The organism is Candidatus Lokiarchaeum ossiferum (assembly GCA_025839675.1).
Taxonomy (GTDB): Archaea; Asgardarchaeota; Lokiarchaeia; order Sigyniarchaeales; family Promethearchaeaceae; genus Lokiarchaeum; species Lokiarchaeum ossiferum.
The window spans coordinates 4,868,487-4,892,489 of the sequence record CP104013.1 but is presented as its reverse complement, the minus strand read 5'-3'; the positions used below and the strand labels follow the sequence as shown (position 1 = coordinate 4,892,489).

General features: G+C 32.8%; 23 protein-coding genes. 12 read left to right on the top strand and 11 right to left on the bottom strand.

The window, feature by feature from the left end:
* Positions 1-55: 55 nt before the first annotated feature.
* The 3 genes from NEF87_RS20955 to NEF87_RS20945 form a co-directional block, all read right to left on the bottom strand.
* Positions 56-1,228 carry an Ldh family oxidoreductase gene (locus NEF87_RS20955; RefSeq protein ID WP_457917355.1) on the bottom strand — a complete coding sequence of 391 codons (1,173 nt, stop codon included), beginning with the start codon at positions 1,226-1,228 and terminating at the stop codon, positions 56-58.
* 226 nt (positions 1,229-1,454) lie between these two features.
* Positions 1,455-1,946 (bottom strand): hypothetical protein, encoded by a 492-nt coding sequence (locus NEF87_RS20950; RefSeq protein WP_371803467.1) that lies wholly within the window; start codon positions 1,944-1,946, stop codon positions 1,455-1,457.
* Between the two features lie 260 nt (positions 1,947-2,206).
* Entirely contained in the window at positions 2,207-3,565 is a 1,359-nt protein-coding gene (locus tag NEF87_RS20945) for an NAD(P)-dependent malic enzyme (protein ID WP_457917354.1), read from the bottom strand.
* Positions 3,566-3,773: 208 nt separating this feature from the next.
* On the opposite strand from NEF87_RS20945, the gene NEF87_RS20940 reads away from it, so the two are divergent.
* Genes NEF87_RS20940 through NEF87_RS20930 form a run of 3 tightly spaced genes read left to right on the top strand, consistent with a single transcriptional unit; the run spans position 3,774 to position 7,146 of the window.
* Positions 3,774-5,240 carry an NAD(P)/FAD-dependent oxidoreductase gene (locus tag NEF87_RS20940; protein WP_371803465.1) on the top strand — a complete coding sequence of 489 codons (1,467 nt, stop codon included), beginning with the start codon at positions 3,774-3,776 and terminating at the stop codon, positions 5,238-5,240.
* Positions 5,241-5,254: 14 nt separating this feature from the next.
* Positions 5,255-6,583: an NAD(P)/FAD-dependent oxidoreductase gene (locus NEF87_RS20935; protein ID WP_457917353.1), complete on the top strand. Its 1,329-nt coding sequence runs from the start codon at positions 5,255-5,257 to the stop codon at positions 6,581-6,583.
* A gap of 2 nt (positions 6,584-6,585) precedes the next feature.
* Entirely contained in the window at positions 6,586-7,146 is a 561-nt protein-coding gene (locus NEF87_RS20930) for a DUF1667 domain-containing protein (RefSeq protein WP_371803463.1), read from the top strand.
* Positions 7,147-7,189: 43 nt separating this feature from the next.
* Here the strand turns inward: NEF87_RS20930 and NEF87_RS20925 are convergent, their stop codons facing one another.
* Genes NEF87_RS20925 through NEF87_RS20915 form a run of 3 tightly spaced genes read right to left on the bottom strand, consistent with a single transcriptional unit; the run spans position 7,190 to position 10,038 of the window.
* Positions 7,190-8,317 carry a GDP-mannose 4,6-dehydratase gene (locus NEF87_RS20925; protein ID WP_457917352.1) on the bottom strand — a complete coding sequence of 376 codons (1,128 nt, stop codon included), beginning with the start codon at positions 8,315-8,317 and terminating at the stop codon, positions 7,190-7,192.
* Positions 8,318-8,376: 59 nt separating this feature from the next.
* Positions 8,377-9,219, bottom strand: coding sequence for a hypothetical protein (locus NEF87_RS20920; RefSeq protein ID WP_457917351.1), 843 nt, complete (start codon positions 9,217-9,219; stop codon positions 8,377-8,379).
* A gap of 60 nt (positions 9,220-9,279) precedes the next feature.
* Positions 9,280-10,038: a glycerophosphodiester phosphodiesterase gene (locus NEF87_RS20915; protein WP_457917350.1), complete on the bottom strand. Its 759-nt coding sequence runs from the start codon at positions 10,036-10,038 to the stop codon at positions 9,280-9,282.
* Positions 10,039-10,408: 370 nt separating this feature from the next.
* Here NEF87_RS20915 and NEF87_RS20910 point away from each other — a divergent pair, with 370 nt between their 5' ends.
* The 5 genes from NEF87_RS20910 to NEF87_RS20890 all read left to right on the top strand — a co-directional run bounded on the left by NEF87_RS20910 (position 10,409) and on the right by NEF87_RS20890 (position 14,179).
* Entirely contained in the window at positions 10,409-10,687 is a 279-nt protein-coding gene (locus tag NEF87_RS20910; RefSeq protein ID WP_371803459.1) for a hypothetical protein, read from the top strand.
* Positions 10,688-10,965: 278 nt separating this feature from the next.
* A complete protein-coding gene (locus NEF87_RS20905) occupies positions 10,966-11,634 on the top strand; it encodes a TBP family protein (RefSeq protein ID WP_371803458.1) in 669 nt (222 codons plus the stop codon).
* Positions 11,635-11,714: 80 nt separating this feature from the next.
* A complete protein-coding gene (locus tag NEF87_RS20900) occupies positions 11,715-12,140 on the top strand; it encodes a hypothetical protein (protein WP_457917349.1) in 426 nt (141 codons plus the stop codon).
* A gap of 12 nt (positions 12,141-12,152) precedes the next feature.
* The gene (locus tag NEF87_RS20895) at positions 12,153-13,826 is read left to right on the top strand and encodes a hypothetical protein (RefSeq protein ID WP_457917348.1); all 1,674 of its coding nucleotides are present in this window, start codon (positions 12,153-12,155) and stop codon (positions 13,824-13,826) included.
* A 5-nt stretch (positions 13,827-13,831) separates the two neighbouring features.
* Positions 13,832-14,179 (top strand): cupin domain-containing protein, encoded by a 348-nt coding sequence (locus NEF87_RS20890; protein WP_371803455.1) that lies wholly within the window; start codon positions 13,832-13,834, stop codon positions 14,177-14,179.
* Here NEF87_RS20890 and NEF87_RS20885 read toward each other — a convergent pair.
* From NEF87_RS20885 to NEF87_RS20865, 5 genes are all read right to left on the bottom strand, one after another.
* On the bottom strand, positions 14,176-14,838 hold the full coding sequence (locus NEF87_RS20885) for a TATA-box-binding protein (protein ID WP_457917347.1): 663 nt from the start codon (positions 14,836-14,838) through the stop codon (positions 14,176-14,178). The two genes, NEF87_RS20890 and NEF87_RS20885, sit on opposite strands and share 4 nt — an antisense overlap.
* 12 nt (positions 14,839-14,850) lie before the next feature.
* A complete protein-coding gene (locus NEF87_RS20880; RefSeq protein ID WP_457917346.1) occupies positions 14,851-16,182 on the bottom strand; it encodes an ADP-ribosylation factor-like protein in 1,332 nt (443 codons plus the stop codon).
* 272 nt (positions 16,183-16,454) lie between these two features.
* Entirely contained in the window at positions 16,455-16,955 is a 501-nt protein-coding gene (locus NEF87_RS20875; RefSeq protein WP_457917345.1) for a Rab family GTPase, read from the bottom strand.
* Positions 16,956-16,969: 14 nt separating this feature from the next.
* A complete protein-coding gene (locus tag NEF87_RS20870; protein WP_371803451.1) occupies positions 16,970-18,439 on the bottom strand; it encodes an RAD55 family ATPase in 1,470 nt (489 codons plus the stop codon).
* A gap of 140 nt (positions 18,440-18,579) precedes the next feature.
* Positions 18,580-18,822: a hypothetical protein gene (locus NEF87_RS20865; protein WP_371803450.1), complete on the bottom strand. Its 243-nt coding sequence runs from the start codon at positions 18,820-18,822 to the stop codon at positions 18,580-18,582.
* A 319-nt stretch (positions 18,823-19,141) separates the two neighbouring features.
* Between NEF87_RS20865 and NEF87_RS20860 the strand changes: the two genes are divergently transcribed.
* The 4 genes from NEF87_RS20860 (at position 19,142) to NEF87_RS20845 (ending at position 23,989) form a co-directional block, all read left to right on the top strand.
* Positions 19,142-20,605, top strand: a complete 1,464-nt coding sequence (locus NEF87_RS20860) for a CoA-binding protein (protein WP_457917344.1) — start codon at positions 19,142-19,144, stop codon at positions 20,603-20,605.
* 118 nt (positions 20,606-20,723) lie between these two features.
* Positions 20,724-21,077, top strand: coding sequence for a hypothetical protein (locus tag NEF87_RS20855; protein ID WP_371803448.1), 354 nt, complete (start codon positions 20,724-20,726; stop codon positions 21,075-21,077).
* Between the two features lies 1 nt (position 21,078).
* Positions 21,079-22,620, top strand: a complete 1,542-nt coding sequence (locus NEF87_RS20850; protein ID WP_457917343.1) for an ADP-ribosylation factor-like protein — start codon at positions 21,079-21,081, stop codon at positions 22,618-22,620.
* Between the two features lie 340 nt (positions 22,621-22,960).
* On the top strand, positions 22,961-23,989 hold the full coding sequence (locus tag NEF87_RS20845) for an ABC transporter ATP-binding protein (RefSeq protein ID WP_457917342.1): 1,029 nt from the start codon (positions 22,961-22,963) through the stop codon (positions 23,987-23,989).
* Positions 23,990-24,003: the final 14 nt, after the last annotated feature.

The following is a 24,003-nucleotide window of genomic DNA, read 5'->3' as shown; positions in this document are numbered from 1 at the left end:
AAGGATTTGAATGTATTGCAAAAAAAAAATTTCAAATGAAAAATTTGGATACTTATTACCATCCTTGGGCATCGGCTTTTCCAGAATATTCAACAGTCCATTTTATAGGATAATTAGATTTATCCATTTTCAACTCATCCATCATTTCAAGTAATTGAAGTTGAGTCGCTTCGGATAACGGAATACCTGTTTTTTCACGTTCCAAAATTGTAGTATATTCTTTTTCGCCAGCAACATAAATATGATCGGCACCTGGTTGTTTTTTAGCATTAGCACAAGAACGTAAAATCTCACCAGATGTTTTCTTAAAAGTGTTAAGATCTTCAAAAGCTTCAATATCAACGGCAATAAAGAAATGACCCAATCGATAAGGATCAAATACTTGCGTTTCGCCTTCATAATGAAATCCAAGGCAATTTTGAAGGAAATTCGCAGAACATAATCCAGCCGAAAGCACTTCAACAAAAGTGGCATAGTTATAACCTTTGTAACCACCCAATTCTTCACCACTACCTCCAAGAGGAGTAAGAGCAGCTTTTTTTGCTAACATATCTTTAAGAATTTGGTTTGTATCAGTAGGATTCTCTCCAGAAGAGTTTATCACCCAACCTTTTGGAGCAGGTTTATTTAATCGCGCATACCACTCAATTTTTCCTCGTTGAGTAATGCTTGTGGCATGATCAGCAAACCAATGACCTCCCGTAGGTTCATAATCTGTTGGAAATGCAATAGTAAGGGGATTTGTTCCAAGCATCGGTTCAACAGACCAAGTTGGAGCGATAGATGGACGTGCGTTTGTACCAGTTATACCAATACACCCTTGTTCTGAAGCCATAAGAGAATAATAACCTGCAATCCCATAATGATTAGATTCTCCAACAGTCACCATCCCAATTCCACATTTTTTTGCTTTATCAATCGCCATTTGCATCGCTTTATGAGATACAGGTTGCCCCATACCATTATCAGCAGCCAATCGAGCAGTTCCAGCTTTCTCACGTTCCACCGTTATTTTTGTGGTAGCTTTTTGTTGTCCTCGGCGAACACGTGCATAATACATAAATAGTCGTCCAACACCGTGACTATCAATACCTCGTTTATCCGCTTCAAATAACACATCCGCACAAATTTTTGCATCCTCATCTGGAACACCCATGCCAATAAAAGAATCTTTTTCGAGTTGCCATAATGCTTCGAATGGTACATACGTATATTTTTCATTTCCCATAGAAATCACTGTTATTGACTAGAAAAGACAGTTGAACTTAAAATGAATTTCATCATTATTTTAGAATAAGATGAATAATAATCAAATTTGACCTCATCCATTCTGAATAATATCAAATCGATGATTCAAAATCACTTTCAAAATAATTTACCAAATAAGAATTTAAGAAGAATAATAGACGTTTAGAAGGATAGGAAGCAACGTAATCAAAAATAATAAAAAAAAATTAAAATAAGTCTAAAGTTTGAGTTTTGGGTTTAATACGTCGTACAATTTTAAGCTCTTCATCAGGTTTGATTGCCCCAAATTGATCATTCAATAATGTATGCCATGCATTTAAAGATTGATGAATGTTGGCACCTTGGGACAATTTATCTATTAAATCTTCTGCAATTTCCTCGATATTAAAATCAAATTTTTGTAAATCACTTGGAATTAATAGTACTACAGCATATCTTTGTACCCCGCCCCGAGCTAAGGGATCCAATATTTTAATTTTCTTAATTCGGATAGTATAGGGGGTTCCTTCCTTATTGTTCACAAATAAGGCAAGGTCATTCGATCGTGAGGATATTGAATCTTGAAGAATATTATACTGACTGATGGAATCAAATGAAGTAAAGTTGAAACTAATTCCAACAAATTGGGGCCCAAGTTTATGATGATAATGGCTTAAAGCAATACCAATTTCCATATCAGTGATGTCATGTGAAGACATAGATTCGTGTTCCTATCCCTCGGATGATGAATTCATTCAAAAGAATACATATTAATTCTTTAAAATAGATGTGGAAGAAATCTCATTTATGGGTGAGCAATTGGAATAGTTTTAACCTAAGGTTATAAATAGCTATCAAATGACATTCGTTAAAAGACCAAATCTTCCATTTAATCGAACGTTTTTTTTTCCATTTTTGTAATTAGAATTATTTTAACAAATAATTAAATTTAAAAAAAAAAAAAATTACACCAAAAGAATTAAAGATAATTTGGATATTCTGGAATAAATCCTTCTTTCATTAACAATTTTGTTTGATCGTGGGAATCAGTAATGAGTTTGGTGGCAATATCCCTTGCTTCATCCGCAGAAAGTCGAATTCGAGCAACATTCTGTTCAATTGCTTTTTGACCAACAGCAACTGCCTCATCAATAAAAACTTGCATATCTTCCATAGTAGGAATGATATAATTCTCACTAATACCCTTGTGAGCAGCAAATTTGGCAAGTTCTTCAGCGGCTGCAATACACATCTCATCAGTAATTGTTGTTGCTCTAACATCTAAAGTACCACGAAATATTCCAGGGAATCCAACTGAATTGTTAACTTGATTTGGAAAATCAGATCTTCCAGTCGCCACAATTCGTGCACCCGCCTCTTTTGAATCCCATGGAAATATTTCAGGAACAGGATTTGCACAAGTGAATACCACAGCATCATTTGCCATTTTTGAAATCCATTCTTTTTGGATAACTCCGGGACCAGATCTGGATAATGAGATCAGAACATCCGCTCCTTCAAGAGCAGTTCCACAATCACCTTGAATTTGTTCACGATTGCTTCTTTGCGCAATTTCATATTTATAATTGTCAGGAGAAAGAAGATCTTCCCGTTCTTTATAAAGAATACCTCGAGAATCAACGTATAGAGCACTTCTTGTATTAAATCCGGCAGTTCCTAGCAATCGTTGTATAGCAAAATTACTTGCTCCCACACCATTAAACACAATTTTTACATCCTTTCGCTTTTTGCCTACTACTTTCAAAGCATTAATCATTCCTGCAACAGTAACACACGCAGTTCCTTGCTGATCGTCATGCCAAACCGGAATATGAATATCAGGATCTTTCCGAAGGGCATCTAATACCTTGAAACATTTAGGTTTTTGAATATCTTCCAAATTTATTCCCCCAAAGGTTGGTTGAATCCATTTCACTAATTGGATTATTTGTTCAGCATCCATATTAGGCCCAACACATAAGGGAAATGCATCAACACCACCCAAATATTTGAACAACAAGGCCTTCCCTTCCATTACAGGCAATCCCGCTTCTGGCCCAATATTTCCTAAACCTAACACGCGAGTCCCATCACTAACCACCGCCACATAATTCCACTTACTTGTATGTTTGTAAACGGTTTCTGGATTCTGATAAATATCATTACAAGGTGCTGCTACACCTGGACTATACCAGATCCCAAAATCTTGAAAATCGCGTACGGAGCAACGAGGCATTACTTGTAATTTCCCTTTATAAAATGGATGCATTTTCATCGCATTTTTTGAAGGGATTTTGGACTTCTCAATTAGTTCTTCCTTGGTAAGTTTGGTTTCCATAGGTGATCACGCCCATGATCATTTATGAACTCAATTTCATCTTTTTCTAAAAAATAATAAAGGAATCTAACCATCTCAAAACATAAAAAATATGATATCGCGGGGATAACGAAGAATTAAGTGATTTTTTTACTTTTTTTCCGAAAAAAATCCCACAGAATTTATTAGTGACAAAATAATTTTCGATAGTAATAGAGTTGAAATGAAAATGGATTATGATATTGCAATCATTGGTGCTGGATGCGTGGGCACTTCAATCGCTCAACGTTTGGCCAAGTATAATTTAAAAATAGCCTTAATTGAAAAAGACGCAGATGTTGCTATGGGGACAAGCAAAGCAAATAGTGGTATTATCCATCAAGGATATTTTACTGCCAAAGGATCTTTGAAAGAATCCTTAAGTCTTCGTGGAAATGAATTATTTGATGAAATCTGTCCTCAGCTTGGCGTAGATTATAAACGCACAGGGGCATTATTTTGCGCAACGAATCAAAATGAAGTTAAGACATTACAAGGAGAACTTACTAAAAGTATAAATCGTAATGTTGAAGTCGAATTTATTGACGATCCTATCAAAATCAAGGAATTAGAACCTAATCTGAAAAATGAAGTTATAGCAGTACTACATTTTCCAACAGCTGGAATTATTGTTCCATGGGAACTTACTATCGCCTTAGCAGAAAATAGTGTAGCCAATGGAGTAAAACTATTTTTAGAATATAATGTTGGATTCATCAAACGTGAAGCAGATGAATTTAGTATTCATTCGACTGATGGAAGAAAAATAACAGCTAGAACCATTATTAATGCTGCAGGGATATATTCTGATAAAATCGCAAAAATGGTCGGAGATGAAAGTTTCAACATCATTCCTCGCAGAGGAGAATATATTATGTTCGATAAAAATTCCCTTCCACTTAAAAAAATTCTTTTTCCATGTCCAACAGTGGTTTCTAAAGGAATTGTTGTAGGTCCAACTCTCCATGGAAATTTTTATGTAGGACCAAATGCCGATGAAATTAATGATGTGGAAGGAAATCAGACTACTACCGAAGGATTAAATGAAATTTTAACAGGAGGTATGAAATTGGTAGATCTTCCATTCCGAAAACACATCACCAATTTTGCAGGCATTCGTGCAAGCACATTACGTCACGATTTCATCGTTGAACTTTCTTCAGTTACTAACTTCATCCATGCGGCAGGAATTGATTCACCAGGATTATCTTCATGTTTAGCGATTGCAGAGAAAGTAGAGACGATAATTAAAAATGAATGTAAATATGTTTTAGTAGAAAAAGACAATTATATTGCTACCCGTAAAAAACAGGTTCGCTATGCTGATTTATCGGAAGCTCAATTAGCCAAAAAAATCGAAGAAAATCCACAATGGGGAAATATGATTTGTCGCTGTGAATTAGTTACAGAAGCAGAAATAGTCAAATCTTGCCATACACTTATCCCGTGTACAAATACAGATATGGTCAAACGGCGATTACGTCCAGGGATGGGGAGATGTCAAGGAGGATTCTGCCAAGCAAAAATCATGAAGATTATATCACGGGAATGTGAAATGATCTATGAGCAGATCACTAAAACCGGCGGAGATTCACAAGTTGTATTTAAACGTTCTAAGAACTTGAATTCGGAAATATATCAAGGAGAAAATCTATAGGAGGAAGAATAATTATGAGCGCAAATAATGAGATTAAAGAAATTCAATATGATGTTGTAGTTATTGGAGGAGGTCCTGCAGGTCTTGCTGCAGCTTTGAAAGCAGACCAAGAAGGATGTTCTGTACTAGTTTTAGAGCGTGATAATGAATTGGGAGGAATTCTTCAACAATGTATCCATAATGGCTTTGGATTAAAACATTTCAAAGAAGAATTAACAGGACCTGAATATGCTCAGCGATTTATTGACATGATTGGTCAATCGAATGTAAAAATTATGCTGAAATCAATGGTTATTAACTTAACACCAAATAAAATTGTATCAGTTATTAATTCTAAAACAGGATTATTCCATGTCAAAACAAAAGCAATAATTTTGGCCATGGGATGTAGAGAGCGCACCAGAGGCGCCATTAACATCCCAGGTTCCCGTCCAGCAGGTATTTTTCCAGCAGGTCAAGCCCAGCGTTTTATCAATATGGAAGGATATATTCCAGGACACCGAGTATTAATCTTGGGATCTGGAGATATAGGTATGATCATGGCACGGAGATGTATATTAGAAGGGATGAAAGTGCTCGCAGTATCCGAAGTGCTTCCCTATCCAAGCGGTTTGAAACGAAATCAAGTCCAATGCCTTGATGATTATGGAATACCCTTATATTTACGGCATACAATCATTGATATTCGGGGAAAAGAACGCGTAGAAGGTGCAACAATTGCAGAAATTGATGAAAAATGGCGCCCAATTCCTGGGACGGAAAAGCATTTCGATTGTGATACAATTCTCTTTAGTGTAGGACTAATCCCCGAAAATGAACTTTCCGCGACAGCAGGATGTGATATTGCAAATAATGGAGGTCCTAATGTAAATGAGTATCTTCAAACCACAATACCGGGAATTTTTGCATGTGGAAATGTATTACAAGTTCACGACTTAGTTGATTGGGTAACAGAAGAAGCGGAACAAGCAGGAAAAAATGCAGCCCTATACGCGAAAAAGGAGTTACTAATACCCACTCTTGAAACATGTAGATCAGTTACGATTAAGCCGGGGACAAATGTAGGCTATACCGTACCAGAACGGATTGATGATCTCACATCCGAAAAAGTCATTAAATTTTCTTATCGAGTAAAAAATCCAAGATCGAATATACGTACCCAAATAATTTCAAAGGGGAAGGTTATTTATTCAAGGAGACACAAATTTGTTCTACCATCAGAAATGATCAATATCAATGCTAAGCTAAACCCAGAAGATGTTGGAGATGAAATCACAGTGAATGTTACAGAGAAGAAGCAGACAATAAATATCATTGAAAAAACGATGTTGGAGGGTGACTAAAAATGGAAGAACGAATAAATGAACGCGAAATCATATGTGTAATATGTCCTAATTCATGTCGTTTAACAGTTTGGCGTGATAAAGAGGGCGAGTTGCACATTAAGGGAAATCAATGCCCGCGTGGATTAACATATGGAGAAAGTGAATATACTAATCCAGTTCGCATGCTGATTACTACTATGCGGATAGAAGGTGCGACACTCCCAGTAATTCCAGTAAGAAGTGTGGAACCTATTCCAAAACAACATCTATTACGAAGCATCAAAGTTGTAAATGATGTAGTTTGCCAAGCACCTATCAAAATGGGAGATGTTCTTATAAAAAACATCTTAGGCACAGGAATAGATGTAATTGCTTCCCGCAGTATGGATACTTTTGAGGGAACATCCAAAAGAATACATAGATATAACAAAAATGATCTTAATGAAACAATTTTCCACACATTAGTCGATACTTTTTATGGGGGAAACACACAGATTTCTGCCGAAGATCGATTAAAAATAGAAGAAGCAGAAAAAATCATAATTAATCGTTTGAAGAAATTTGGTTTGCAAACGGAATAAATCCCGTATCTCTTTGAAAATTTTTTTATGTTTTCATTTTTTTCTATATTAACCCTTTTTTCTCTAATTCTAACTTTGCTTTAACTGAATTATCAACAATATTTCCACCATTGAGAATAAATTTTTCTTTGATCCAAGGGATTAATTCAGAAATACCTTCAGAAAATGAATATTGAGGTTTAAATCCAAGTTTTTCTGAAATCTTTGATATGTCAGCACATATATGTCGAACGTCGCCTGATCGAAATTTATAGGAAATTTCAGGATGAATTTTTTTTCCCAATGCATTACTTAAAATTGTAGCAACTTCAGAAATTGAAACGGATTTCCCAGTTCCAACATTAAAGATTTCATGTTTTGATTCTGAGCGTTCCATTGAAAGATTTAAAGCTTGAACAATGTCTTTAACATGAATTAAATCCCTACTTTGATTCCCATCTTCATATACAATAGGACGATTATTTGATAAGAGAGCAGTGGAAAAAATCGCGCACACGCCAGTGTAGGGATTGGACAATGCTTGACGGCTTCCATAAGTTCCAAAAAAACGTAATACAGTAGTATTCAGACCATATGTCTTGCCGATCATCATACAAAGATCTTCCTGTTCTTTTTTAGAGAGAGCATATACAGTAGAGCAATCGGCAGGTTTGTTTTCCCTAGTTGGGAACGGAATTAATTTATTTTGACATATAGGACATGAATATTCCCAATCTTTTGTTTTTTCAGTGACAAACTGTCGAACTTTGGGATTTACAATCTTTTTACACGTCGGACAATTGTAGGATCCTTCCCCATATATGGACATCGAAGAAGCAACAATTAATTTTTTAACATGATTGGGTTTATTAATTAGCACATCCAGTAAATTTGCTGTTCCATGGGAATTAACATCAATAAATTTTTGAACTTGATACATTGATTGCGCTACACCAACAGCGGCAGCAAGATGGTAAACAACATCAATATCTTGGAGACTTTCTGCAAGTTGTTCGCTATTTCTAACATCCCCATGAATAAATTTAACTTGTTTCGAAAGGTAGTCAGGAGGTAGATTCCGTCCATGATGGACTTGTGGATCTAAAGAATCAAAAACAATTATTTCATGGCCTTTATGGAGCAAAAAATCCGCTAAATGACTTCCTATAAATCCAGCACCTCCAGTAATCAAGATTTTTTTTGTTAAGATTCTAATTCACCCTGAAATTGATAAAATGATTGAATTTTGATTTATTCTTCATTAGACACGATTCGTGCTCGAGATTTGAAATCTTCAGGTATCAAATCATAAAATGATCGATATTCAAATTTGCGTGCAGGAGTGCCCCAAACAAAGTTCGCATTTTCATTTCTCACATGTTGTCTTTTTACAACAAAGGAACGGGGACCAACGGCCATACCTTCGGAAATAATTCCCCCCGGAGCCATTACCCCCGTAGCATGCAAAACCCCTTGTTTTTCAATTGTAACTTTTTGAACAGTTAAATTTCCAAAAATACTATCTACCACATGACTTGATATGCAGCAACCTTCCATAACAACAGATTGATCTTGCAGATCAGTGAATTCCAAGGAAACATAACAATCCCCGTACATTGCGTTCCGGTGAATCTTATTATCTGCCATATCTCGAAGAACAAAATTAATCATCCAAGGAAAAAATGATTTTTTTGCCACCCATACAGGCCATTTATACATAAATCCTCTAAGGTGATAATAATGTACCGCTGGATCCGTAACATTACCATTTTTAAATTTACGTGAATATACCGCCTCTCTTGCTGGACTTTTTCGATCCCAATATTTATGCAAGATTTTACAAAATTTTGACATTGACCAAATGCTCAAATATATATTGGAGATGAAAAGAAATGGAAATATGATAATTTGGAGCAGTATAGAAACTTGAAAAGTTTCATAACAATAAAATATTATTCCATCCACGAGCATGATAACAAAGATTGGCATAATAAATTGATACAAATTTATCAAAAAGAATGGAATTCGAGGTAATTGGACTTCATTCTCAGCCCATTTATCAGCAATTTCTTCGGGAGTCAAATGTTTTGACATGGATATTATAAGATAGAAAACAAACAAAAAAAAGATTTGCTTACCTCATGTTAGAAATTATTATTTTGAAGCTTGTTCCAGAAAAGCATAAAGTGATAGAGGATCGTTTGTAATAATGGAATCTACACCAACATCAATCAGACGCTGCCATTCCTTAGGGGAATCGCTAGTCCAAGGATTTACAAGCAAATTGTTTGCATGAGCCAATGCACAGAACTTTTTGTTTACAAGCTTTGTATAAGGATGAGTTGCATCGGCATTCAATCTTTTAGCATTTTCAATGAAAGATTTGCGCTTGAAAATGGATAGAAGATATCCAAGTTTACTTGAAGCGGTTGGTTCTAAGGAAGCACAAATTAAATTGGAATTTAATTTTTTAATCGCAGCAATTTCAGAGTGAACAAAAGAAGAGATGATCACTTGGTTTTCCATTTCATTTGCAATAATTAAATCATTTACAGGCCTTGCCAATCCAGAATGTTTTATTTCAATATTGATTCCAATTTTCCCTTTGCATAAATCAAATACTTCTTGTAAAGTCGGAATTTTCTGTTTTTGTCCAAAATCTAAGGTTTTCAGCTGCTTCAAAGTAGATTTTGCAACGATCAAATCTTGATCTGCGACTCTTTGTGTTTGATAATCATGAGTCACAACAATATGATGATCCACAGTTAAATGAACATCCAATTCAACATAATCAGCTTTAGCTTCAATTGCTTTTTGAAAAGCAAGAAGAGTATTTTCAGGGTATCGTTTATTAAACCCCCGGTGAGCTTGTATCGATACTGAAAAAGTTTTTTTGATTGGTTTTACTCCCATAATGTTAATAGAACGAATTCCGATTTAATGATTTTTCTTCTATTCCATTTTAAAAAATGAAAATGACGGTCTTTTCTCAAATATGTTCTAAATTTTTATCAAAAACATTAATTTTTTCCTTAATAGGAAATAAAAAAATAATTTTTGATAAAGAAAAAGCAATGTTTTTTCCATGAACCACTTTAAAACAACTATGCCACTTTGAGTTTGAATTTCTTCCAATTTAGGATTTTCGATTAGTAAAATTTGTTGGAACTATTTGAAAAAGTCGGTTGTGAATACATTTAAATAGAGAGGATAGTTTAAAAACAATATATATTTAATAAACCCCGAAAAAGGAACAAGCGATTATCCCCGGAGAAACATATAAATGGAATTTTGTGCCGAATGTGGGAATATTTTACTCCCAAAGAAAAGAACAAATGAGTTGTTCTGTCGAGTTTGTAAAACAAGCATCCCAATAAAGGAAAAGGAAAAAGTAAAACTCGATCAATATAAGAAAGCAGCTGCCGCTAAAAAAAGTAAAAAAACAGAAAAACAACGAGCACTTCGGACTGCAGTGATTGAAGAACAAAATAAAAAAAATAAATCTATGACAGAAGATGAACGTGAAGCCTTCGGAGAATTACTAGAAATGTCCGGAGATTAATTTTTTAATTAATTAAAAAAAAGTTTTATCCTTATTTTCTTATGGGCATAGAATGATCTCTCCTATAGAATAATTTTTATGCCTCAAAGACAAGTTGTAATCATTACAAAACTTTGTGCTAGAATTATTACAAATACGAAGATATTATTCCAATTGCAAAAGATATTTATTAGTTGGTTTTCACAAGAACTACATACTCTCAAACAAAGAAATTTAAACTAAAATGCAGAAATGCATTAAAAACTAAAACTTAAAAAATATAAAGGAGTATTAACAAAATGGAACTTATAGAATTACCCCCAAATCAAATCGATGTTTATCCTGGATCATTAGAAGAAACTTTAACAGACGATGCAACCAATTTTCCATACAAAATAATTAATATTGTGTGTTTAGCGAAGATGACGCGTCCAGATCCTGAATCTAAAATAAATTTCGAAGAACTAGAAAAGCGGATTACTGTCAAAAGACTGAATAGATTTCCATGCGTTTTATTCAAAATTGATGAAATTTCAGTTATTTTATTTAAAAATGGTAAATTAATTTTAACAGGTATTAAAAAAAGAGAAACTATTGAGCCTTTACGATTAAAAATAATCGATCACTTGCGTAATAAGGGTAAGCTCGAATTTTCAGAAATGACAACAGAGATTCAAAATCTGGTAGTAATGTCCCAATTAGGAAAAATAATTAATTTAGAAATGGCTTGTTTAACTTTAACAAATTGCTTATATGAACCTGAACAATTTCCAGCAGCAATTATCAAACCAACGACAGGCGGGACATTTTTAATCTTTTCTAATAGTAAAATCATTGGATTGGGTATGAAATCAATGGATATGGTTAAAAACTCGTTAAAAAATCTTATTTCAGATATTTTTGAGAATGATCTTTTTATTCGCGTTAATGATGATGATCCATTTGATGATGATCAACTCTTTTTTTAGGATAAATTATCCTTTTTACTCCTTTTTGAGATAACAATTTCATCAAAAAATTAAAAATGAGCAAATGGATAGATAATATAATGTCTTCTAAAGATGCAATCAGAAAAAATATTGAACAGTTACGAAATTTTCAAAAAAAACTACTAAAGAATCTTTCCAAAATTGAACAAGACACAAGAGAAGAGATGATTCGTAATAGTTATTCAATGTCGATAAATCAAATTGCACCTTGGCTCAATTTTAATCAAATTTCAGAAATATCACCTGAAGGAAAATCGTTAAGTCAAAACGATATAAATTATGTCATCAAAGTAGCCAAAACCTTGAAGCAGATTAAAATTGCACCAGAACAAAAGGAAATAATATTAAATCAATTTTTGAAAGAATTGGAAGCAATTTCGGATTCAGATAGGGTTGTACTTTTAGAAAATTTCAAAGAATTACCAATTGAATTTTTGCAAGAAGAATTAACAAATATCTGTCAAATATTTTGTAATGAAAAATAAATAGGGAAAAAAATGGATCTAACTACCGCAATCAGCCGAATACATCACCTTTATGTCCGTATAGCATCGAATTCAACACCAGCACCAGGTTTTGGATATAAAATTGAAAGATACAACACTCGATCAGGTAGTGGTTTATTATTTATTGTATTGGAACCCCCAGTAAAAAAAGTAAAAGGAAAGAAAAAAGATTATGATAAGGCAATTGAGAAAAGTGAAAACACTGGAAAATGTATCCTTCCAAAAGATTTTCCAAATATAGTATCTTATCTATCAAGTGAATTCTCCAAAATAATAAAACCTCGTGCTGAATTGCTTCAATATCTCCAAAAACTGATGGCAGGATTACGATTAGAATTAATTCCAATGGAAAATATGAAATACGTGTTCAAAAATCCAATTGAGCCCCAAATAATTGTATATGATACAATTGTCAAAGGCCAATTTGCATTTTATATAAATATAGTGGATATTGAAGAACAGGGTTTGATTTTAGCTCATGAACGTCAAATGGAATATATAATTACTGAAATTAAAAATGGAAAGGATCCAGTTCAGATTAAAAATCTACCAGCAATACGAACAGGTGAAACAGAATTTCATCCCCGAAAATCACCCCTCGATGATAATGAGGAAGAAAAACAAGAACCAGAAACAGTGGCTAAATTTCGTGAAAGTATTAAACAAAAAAAAATCCAAGATGAGATTGAAAATGAATTAGATTTAGAAACAATTATTGATTTTAATCCTAGACCTGAAGCAGAACAACAAGAATCTGCCACTATTAAAAGAGATTTATTTGGAAGGCCTCTTCCAGCTAATGTTAGCCCAAGCAATCCAGATCCAATACCACTTTCAGGAGATGGAATTAAATCAACTCCAAAGCCGAAACCGGCACCTGCACCATTAATAACCCCTCAAATGTCACCAAAAGATGCAGATTTGCTTTCAGAACAACCAAATCAAATTGATAACACTCCAAATTTAGAAAAGTTAAGAACGGAAATCATAGAACTTCGGCAGAAAATTCAAAAATATGATCACTTAGAAGAAGAAAACTCTCGATTACAAGATCAAATTTTGTTGGTTACTGATAGTTTAACTCTCCAACTCGCACAGAAAGATACAAAAATTAAAGAAATTCAAAAACAAAAAGAAAAACTTGATTTTCAGTTAAATGAAGTTAACCAACTTTCCAAGAAAAAAGAAGAAAAATTCCAATTTATCATTAATAAACTTACTAATGCCAACGAAGATTTGATAAAGAATTTAGCAGCTATAGAATCAGAAAAAGAGCAGAAAGTCCAAATTGAGAATAACCATGGGGAAGAAATGGAAAAATTAAGAGAAACTATTAATGAATATTTTGAAGAGAATAATCTATTAGCACAATCCATTAAGGAAACAGATGAAAAAAACAAAATGCTCACTGCTCAGATAAAAACAATTAATGATGATAGGCAAAAGGTATTAAATGAGAAATTAAATTTGGAAATAATGTTAACTGAGCTCCAAGACCGCATCTTTGAATTGGAAAGCGATATTGAAAAAAAAGAACATGAAATATCACAAAAAACTGAAGAAAAGAATGAAATTCAGACACATATTGAAGAAATAATTAAAGAACGCGAATCTACTTTGAGTGACTTGGAAAACCAGACACAGAATTTGGATAAAGGAGAATAAAAACAATGGCAAAACACTTTCATTTCAAAAAAATTGAACCTACAGAAGTAACAGCATTTGAGTCCACAGGCACCAATATTCGAGTATTTATTTCGGAAGAAGAAGCCCCAAATTTTATAATGCGGAGATTTGAAATAGCCCCAGGTGGAAAAATTGGGATCCATCAACATCCTTGGGAACATGAAATGTATATTCTTTCTGGGGAAATGTTCCTACTAACAAACGATGGAGAAAAAGAAAAACTTGTTAAGAACGAATTTGTTTATATGCCACCAAATGAACCTCATGGCTATGTTAATGAGAATGAAGTACCTGTATCATTTATATGCATGATACCAAAAAAAAACCATTAGAACAAGTCCAGTAAATCAAGATCTAATTGACCTACTTTTTTTTTAGTATTTCCGAGTACACCTTGCCGTTTTAAATCTAAAGCAAGTTTTTTTACTGAACTTCGGATAACATTTTCATCACTCGCACCTGTACAGATAATTCGACCTGAACTAAAAATGAGGAAGCATATTTTTGGATCAGGTATTTTATAAATTAATCCAGGAAAAACTTCAGGTTCATAAATTGCCCGAGTTAAAGATAAGGAGGTTAAATCGAGATTTATAGTTTGATGGAAATCTCCACGCACAACGATATTTTCAATTTTTACCTCTGGTTCCATCTCAATTTCAATCCCTGCATTTTCCATCTTTTTGACGACTTTTTCCACAACTATGGGAAGATGTTTGACAAGTCGAACACCTGTGGCCACCATCTTACCAGAAGAGAAAATCAATATGGTTGCCTTAGGATTTTTCATTTTTACGACTAATCCTGGAAAATTTTCTTTCTTTTCAATATCTTTATATTTTTCTAATAGTTTATTGAGATCTATAAAAGTGCCCACTTTTACGCTAGCTACGACATTTTCAATTCGCAAAGTTACCTTATTTTTAACTTCTCTGGGAACTGCAATATCGGAATTTTTTTTTAATTTTGAATTGTTTTTATTAATGCTCATTTGGATTTACCTTTATTTGGATGAATTTTTTTGATCTATGTTTAGATTATCTGAAGATTTTTCGTAGGAAGTTTCTAAATATATTAAACTATATTGAATACTCTCTTTTAGTAGACTTAATTCCTTAAAAGATAAGCATTCACTAATTAAAATGATACATTCACCCTCTGACAACCATTCTATCGAGGAAAAATGCAAATTAAAACGGTTTCCTTTAAGTTGTAATTGAGTGAATTCACTTTTGAAATCATCGAGAAGCAAATTCATTGATGAAATGAATGAAAAGATGTGAGAATAGTTAATTATTTTAAAATCTTCAGTCGAAGCACTTAGTAAAATTCTTTTTTCATTTAAAATAATTACTGCAGTATTCCTTTTTTCTGAAATAGTCTCAAATAATATTTCTTCGAGATAATTGGTTTGTGGTGAGAGGGTACCAATTACTACTTGCATTGATCTAATTAGTTGATGGAGCATGTCAGATTTAATGCTTGTAAAAAAGAGATTAGACTGAACCGATGCTGGCAAGGTATATTTTATTTCATTCTTGAAGGATTGTTGATCATAAGTTGGAATTAAATCCAGTTTGTGACAAAAAACAAAAAACTGGGATTTTAGATCTCTACTTGTATTTATGTCTAGAATCTTCTGTATATGTTGTACGATTTCACGAGAATTTGTATCCCAATAAGTTGAATCGAAGATGTAGAGAATTGCATCAACAGAATCAAATGGATCAATCTCCGATTCGAATGATTCGTTTAAAAAATGGTCCATTTCCTGACCTGCCAGATCTGCAACACCAAGATCCAAATCTAGCCAATCATAATTAAATTGTACTAATCCATAAGTTGGTTCAAGGGGCAAATCCAAAAGAGATTCAGAAGGTATTCCCTCAAAAAATAGTTTTTTAATTGAAGTTTTACCTACTGCGCTAGATCCTATAAATAATATTTTTCGTGATGATTTTTTTTGAAAAAATTTGGATGCATACTGGTGAAATTCTTTAATTTGCTCATTACCAGAACGATTGAATAAATTTTCACCAATTTCATTTAATTGATTTTTTATTCCATCAAACAATAATTCTTCATTTAAATGGAGAACAATAATCATCATAGAATATCCATTGACTGGAATTTGCTTTTTTGGACAATAACTGAGAAAAATTTTTTCTTTCAAACGAATTTCGACTATTTCATTTGTCATCTCTTTAGAAATTGAATGTGTCATTAATATTTTGTTGATTTCATCTTTAGATACTTGAAAATTATTTGGATATCTTGCCATTATTAAAGGACCTAACTGGGTGTCCCAATGAGTTAATACTAATCCAATTACCATTTCCATTCTATCCTGATACAAATTATTTTTTTTGGAGATGAACTATTATTTAAGGATGGGTTTTTAAATATTGAAGGGAGACTTTAAATTTCAATTTAAATAGATGATTAAAAATGATAATCAACAGTCTACCATTTTTCCTTTAAACCACTTTCATAAAGAATTTAGAACCAATTGATTATATACTTAAATTTTAAGAAAAAGAGTGATTTTTTGATAAGAATTTTAATTAGAAATATCTTAACAAAAATATTGCATTTAAAAAAGATTCGTTACCAAAGACATTCAGCGACATATTCAAAGATTTCATGAATATTTTCCCCTGTTTTAGCGGAAGTATTAAAAATAGGAACATTGAATTGATTTTTCAATCTTAAAACCAAATTTTTAGATGTCTCAGCATCTATCAAATCAACTTTGTTTAAAACTATTATATAAGGAACTTCTTTACCAGCATGTTTCCGAACATCGTTAATCCATGGGACAATATATTCATCAGCATGCCTCATCGCATCGACTACAATAATAATATAATTTGCATAGGAAAGATACTGTGCTCTCATGAATTGAAAATTTTTCTGTGATGCCAAATCCCAAATTTGGGTTGAAAGCATATCAGAGGTTTTTGGATTGGAAAATTTCACTTCGTAAAAGTCAACGCCTAGAGTTACTAGATAAGAATTTGAAAAAGTTCCCTTAGTATATCTGACAATAATAGAAGTTTTTCCAACACCATCAGAACCAAGAAGGCACACTTTTCTTTGTATATTCATTTTCTCACCTCGTCTTAAACAACAGGTAACAATTCAATCTGAGGAAACCCTTTATCATAATTTGTCTTCATAGCAAAAAGACAAGAGCTTCTTGGCTTAATCGCATACAAAAATATGGAGCCGTGTCTTTCTATCACTTTTATATGTGTAGAAGCAATATATGATAAATTTGTTGTTAATGCTCCCAAATCTTGAGACGCTTTAGCTTGCCCTGGGGAAGTAGAATTAATGATACCTAATTCAATCACATTGGAATTCCTAATTAATTTTAAATGATTCTCGAAATCGCGCATTGCTTTATTAAAATCGACCATAAACTGTAAGGAATCATAAGAAATTCCAGCAAATACAGGTTGAAATTTGGAAATACTTGATAATTTCGAATATGTATCAAAAAAGATATCATTGTATGAAACATCGTCAACCAACCGAATATAAGGGCGAATCTCTTTTCTATCGCTGATTTGAGTTTGTAGTATTCGCATGTTTCTACTAATGGTATCTGTTTGTAAATAGAGAAATAGGCGTTTCTTGTCAATTAAATCAGAATTAATCCCATCAGTCGTGTGTACAATAGCACCTCTTCCTTGTTGAATAAATTGACATAACATGCCAATGAAGATCGATGAAATTGATGATATTGGAACGGTTGATTCTACTTCTAATAAATTAAAAGTTCCTGGACGTAAACCTCCATTATAAATCTCATCTAAAGGTGCATTTCCTGTTGAAAATAAATCGTTTTTATCCGTTGTTATTTCAAAAGGTGTTATTGGGATTTGTTTATCCTTTTCAAAGAGAGAAATATATTGGAATTGATTATTGAATAAAGTATATGCATACGCTTTTTGACGGCGTTCCACAGCACGAATTTTATTTATTTCGATTGTTCGAAGGGTTCTTCCCGCGACGGATTCATCCTTGAGAGTAAGAATACCATCAACAATAAAATCCAAAAGGCTTATACTATCAGATTCAGCAATAAAGATCAATTTTGCATTAGTGTTGCGGATGTATTCAGTTAATAAGGTTTCAATATTTTTCCTTTCATCATTACTTTGACCAACAATCGCATCCCAAGAATCAATTACTATAACGGGGGATTCATATTGTGCCACTTTTTCGTATATTATTTTTAAGAAATCGGGAACTGATGAAAACCTAAGAGTATTGTTCAAATGATCTTTCATACGCTCAGGTTGATTTACGGGAGGAATATAAGTCCTTGTTGCATCCAAAATGTTAAAATCCTGCAATCTGCCTTCCAAAAAAGGAAATTGTGCATATATGCTCGCAGGAGCCACACGCGTGGATAAATATATAGGCTCATATTTTTTAAAAAAGTGTAATAGACTAAGAGCGAAGGTTGTTTTCCCTACTCCCGCTTGTCCTTTGATCAACCAAGAATATCCTAACCCCGTTTTTTTAAAAGTATCAATAATTTCTGGTGGAATGGAAACTTCATTCGAATTAAGATTAGACATTTTTTACTATACCTTTCTTTTTCTATAATGAAACATGAATTACGAACCCTATAAACATTTTCATAAACCAATGTAAGTAATGTGAGAAAAAGTTTTGAATAAAACTATGGAAAAAAAAAAATTAGATCTACAAGATATCTTTAAATTTTCTCAGAAAGAGGAACATATTTCAGATCCAAAGTTTTTAAATACTCATCCCGATCTGGTTTAAACTCAAAATCTTTCATTTTTTCATCCGATATCTGAAGTAATTTCCTTAAACAATCTTGATTTGTTCCCGCCCTTAATAATCCTTTAAGTCTATGAAATTCATAAAATAAACTTTCATCAACCTTCAAATTCAAATTTTTAGTCATTTTCTCGCCTTTATCAAGTGTTTCCATCTGTTTGCAACATTTCGGTACAAAAAAAAAACAATCTCATTTGAAATTCCATTTTTTGTATGTTGAGTTTCCTAAGTTTTTTTTTTCAACAAAATATTTAATACCATCTGTTTGCAAACTTTTTGATGGAAAATTCCATTAAAAAGTAAAAGATTTCTAAGTTTTTCAACAGAATTTTTTCAATTTTTTTCCGATGGTAATTTGGTTTTTTGATCACTTAATACGAAACTTATTTCGGTTTCATTCAAATTGCACGTAAATTCAATGTTAAGGATATTAGTTCGGAAGATTTAATTTTTGCGCAAGATTTATTTTCTTTATGCCATCAGATGACGATCAGCAATATAATTTGGATTTCATCTTTAAACCTAAGTCAATGGCCGTAATAGGCCTCTCGACCAGAAATTCGGACAACCCTGGAAATGCCATATTTTCTAAAAATCTTATGGAAATGAGTGTTAAAACCTATGGAATAACACCACGTGCTGATGAAATTGATGGCCATAAAGTTTACCGGTCATTTGATAAGTTACCAGAAATTCCAGATCTAGCAGTAGTTGCCGTTAGCGCCAAGAATACTAAAAGTGTGATTCAAGAGGCAGCAGAATTAGGTGTTAAGGGAGCAGTTATTATTGCAGGAGGGTTCAGTGAAGCAGGGCGGGAAGGTATGAAAATGCAAAATGAATTAGTTAAGATATGCTCTGATTATAATATGCCTTTCATAGGCCCAAATTGCGTCGGTATATACAGTCCTCCGATATTAGACACATTATTTCTCCCATCTGAACGATTGGTTAAACCAAAAGCGGGAAATGTTGCTGTAATTAGCCAAAGTGGAGGAGTTTTAATTGATCAATTTTTTATTAGTCTCAAAGAACGAAATATTGGTGTAAGCACAGCTGTATCCATTGGGAACAAAGCAATGGTGAACGAAGCGATGCTCCTTAAATATTTTGAAAAAGATAATACCACAGACGTCATCACATTTTACTTGGAAGGCTTTCATTTGGGAGATGGAAGACGTTTCTGTGAAGAGGCACGAAAATCTCGAAAAGACGTGGTTGTTTATTCGGGAGGGACAACTTCTGCAGGAAAAGCGGCAGCAGGTTCACACACAGGCTCTTTAGCCGCAGACGGTAGCATTATGAAGGGAGCTTACAAACAATATAGTATTGTAAACCCAATTAACGAACAAGATCTGCAGATGACATTGAAAACCTACTCTATGCTTGCAAATCCATTCAGAAAATATTCAACTATGGCCATTCATGGGGATAGAATTGCAGTTTTATCAGTATCAGGAGGACACGGCGTTCTTTGTGCAGATCTCTTGGACAAATATGGTTTAGGCCTTACAAAATTCACAGAAAGACAAAAAGAAGACATATCATTTTTATTGAATCCAATTGCATCTCGAATTGCAGGACTTAACAATCCAATAGATATTACTGGATCAGGAACAGACGACGATATTGTGAATATTCTGGAATACTTGTTTAATGCTCCAAATGTTGAAATGATACTAACTTTATTGGTACCTCAAGTACCGCAGTTAACCATGGGTTTAGGGAGAGCTATCAACAAAGTTGGAAATAAATACAAAAAACCAATCATTGCCTATGTTCCTTGGACTCCAAAATATGACTTAATTCGAGACGCTTTAGAACTTCAGCACATTCCATGTGCTCATACGATTGAAGAAACCGTTCAAATGGCCAACGCATTGAAATTAAAAGGCATAGGTGGTATTCGAAAGAAAATGTCCTGGAATTCAAATAACTAATTTTTTCTCTAATTTTTAATTTACAAAATATTTTCTAATTTTTCTCAAAAGATTTCTAAAAGCAATAAATAAAACAAAGTTAGGACCAAACAAAGGTATAAAAATAGGAAGTTTTTGAATGGCTGTTGAGAAAGAGATAAATATTACATATTTTTGTGAATTATGTAAAAAAGAACATACTCACAAGATTTTACACTCCAACAACCCAAAATTTAAAAAAAAACCATTTCCAGTAGTTCACATTCACAAAAAAGATTTATCAAGCGAAGAAATTTGTTCCATCATTTATGTAGACCAAAATTATAAATTGAAAAAAGTTATATCAAAATATAAAACAGAAATTATTAAAAACCCCCTACTAAATGAGATAATCAAACTTGAACAAGAATTTAAACGATTAAATCAAAAATATCGTGATGGGATATCCGATTTAAAAAGTTCAATTACAGATTTGAAAAAAAAGAATCAATAAGTTGTTATTACATTCAATTAAAAGGAAGAGATCTATACTGTCAAAAAAAATTGTATTTGTTGGACCTTCGGGTGTTGGAAAATCAACTATCCGGAAATGGTTATTTGAAGGAGAATCATTATTTAAGTTGTTAGAAAATCCTATTGAACCAACTTATGGATTTGAAAACTATTCGTATAATTTATTACAAAACTTAGGTGTTTTTGACTTAGCAGGTCAAGAACAAGAAAGATGGTTTTCTGAAGATAAAAATGTTTTCAATGATAGTGATATAATTTTAAATATCTTGGATTCAAGGCATGCTCCAAAAATCACTGTTGATTATATAAGAAAAGCAATTGCTTTACAACCAGTTCAATCCAAACAAGCAAATATTTTCTTTCTTATCCATAAAATTGATTTAATTGATGAAATTCAATTATTAAAAATTAAAGATCATATTGAAGCTTATAAAAAGGAAATAAAAAAGAACTACAAAACAGATTTAAACATATATTATACTTCCATTAAGCCAGAACATCTTTACACAACAATCAATGCATTTGTAGATGTTTTCAGAAAATCGGGACTTGATAATGAAGGTGAAATGGACACAAAACTTATTCAATTAAATATTAATCTCTTCAATACATTGAAAACTCAAAAAGTTTTAAGTTTAGAACGGCTGATATCGAATCTTGAAACTTCAAAATCAACTTTACAAACCTTAATTAGCTCTTATGAGACAGCAAATTTTCTAAGAACTAAAAAAATGGATAAACAAACCCTGGTCTATTTAACAGAAAAAGGTGAGGTATATTACGAACAAGTCTTAAAATCATTCTTGGATCTCTCTAATAAGGATCTGGCTAGCAAAAAAGCAGCCCCAGTGAGTGAAGACCAGAAATTTGAACCAGAAAAATTAATTTACGGCATTATGATCAGTGATTCTAATGGAAAAACGTTGATTGTTGCAGAAACAAAGAAATGTTCTTTGAGAGACGCATTGAATAAAGCCGATAATCCCCAATTTGATTTAGAATTAATTCCAATGTTTTTGAATGCAATGTCTAAATTTGCTGAAGAAATAAATGTTCAAGATCTATCTAGCTTTCGAGTTCAAGGAGGGAATATAAAAATGTCTTCACTCTCGAAAAAAAATCTAACTTTAACAATTTTCACCCACCCAGATTTGGATATGGAGTTTGTTAAGGAAGATTTTTCGATAATGTTTGAAGATTTTATGCAGAATTATGAGCCTTATTTAGCGAGTTTTATGAAAACAGGCAATGCCACGAAATTTTTGGATTTTATTCCTGATGCTGTTGATCTCATTAAATCCATTGTTGCAAAGTATTTGAAAATAACGTCAGACATTACTCCCTTTGATTTAAATGAGGCAAAAGGAATATACAGTAAACTTAATCAAGTTGATGAAAATGCTCTTAGCATGGAAAGCCAATTGCAGATAAAATCACTGAAGGTGAAATTATTAGAAACAATTTTGGCTGAAGATGCACAAGGTTTCTCACTTATTGAAAAAGATGTACTGCAATTTATTTAATGAAAAGAGAACATAATTTTCCCAAATCATTTTTATTTTTATCAATTTTTCTCAAATAATCCAATCGGAAGATTTCTGAGATTTTAGAGAAGATTATCGACAGAACGAATATTTTATAATTCTGCAAAATATTTATCTTTTTTATTTAAGTTAAAAGCATAACAAATTCACCCCTTTTTTTCTTAAAAAATGAAGGAAATAAGTTTTTTAACTAGATCAACTTTTTTTCATTTAATAAAAACCGATCAATGTCATTTTTTAGTGATGTCTTAAATAAAATAATGCATTTAGGATTGAATCTATATATCTGATCCATTGATAAAAAAAAAGATGACTCTCCATGGTAATCAAAAAACCAATTAGTAAAACTGATGATATTTCAACCATCAATACGCCTTATAAAATCTTAGTAGAAGGAGTGCATAAAACTTACCTTCTCGGGGCTACTGCCGTTCCTGCACTTCGAGGAATCGATTTAAAAATTAAACCGGGAGAATTTACCGGGCTAATGGGACCTAGCGGATGTGGAAAAACAACTCTCCTCAACTTAATTGGTGGTTTAGATTATCCCACTCGGGGTAAAATCTATCTTGATGGACAGGACATGAGCCGATTGAATGAAAATCAACTTGCGGATTTACGACGAGATAAGATCGGTTATGTTTTCCAATTTTATAATCTCTTACCCCTTTTGAGCGCATTGGAAAATGTTATGATCCCATTACATTTTCAAGGTACATTATCTAAAAGAGCACGTAAACGCAAGGCAATGGAACTTTTAAAATTAGTAAAGTTAGATGAACGGGCACACCACACACCATCCGAGTTATCAGGAGGAGAACAACAAAGAGTTGCCATTGCCCGTGCTTTTGCTAATGATCCGTCCATTGTTATGCTGGACGAGCCTACGGGTGATTTAGATTCAAAAACAGGAATTGAAATTCTTAACTTATTAAGAGATTTAAATAGAAAAGGAGCCACATTTATTGCTGCAACCCATGATGCAGCAGTTTCAGAATATTGCACGCGTATTGTCCATATTAGAGATGGGAAAATAGTTAAAGGACTCGAAGTTTCGGGATTAAAAGAGACAGAAGAAATGCGCTCTGCGAGATTGGATTTACAAGCAAAATACAAGGAAAAATGTGAAGTTGAAATATTAAAAACAGTTCGCGAGTCTATTAAAGACCATAATTATGAGATAAGATTCTCTAAAATTAGAGAACAAATAAATCCAGATATTATCAGCAATCTCCCATTACATTTTGATGATCTAATGGCAGAATTAGTTGAGAAGGAAGATATCAAAGGAAAAATCAACAGCGGTGTTTTATACATATCCAAGGAAAGATCAAATCTCGATGATTGATTGAGGAAAGCAAA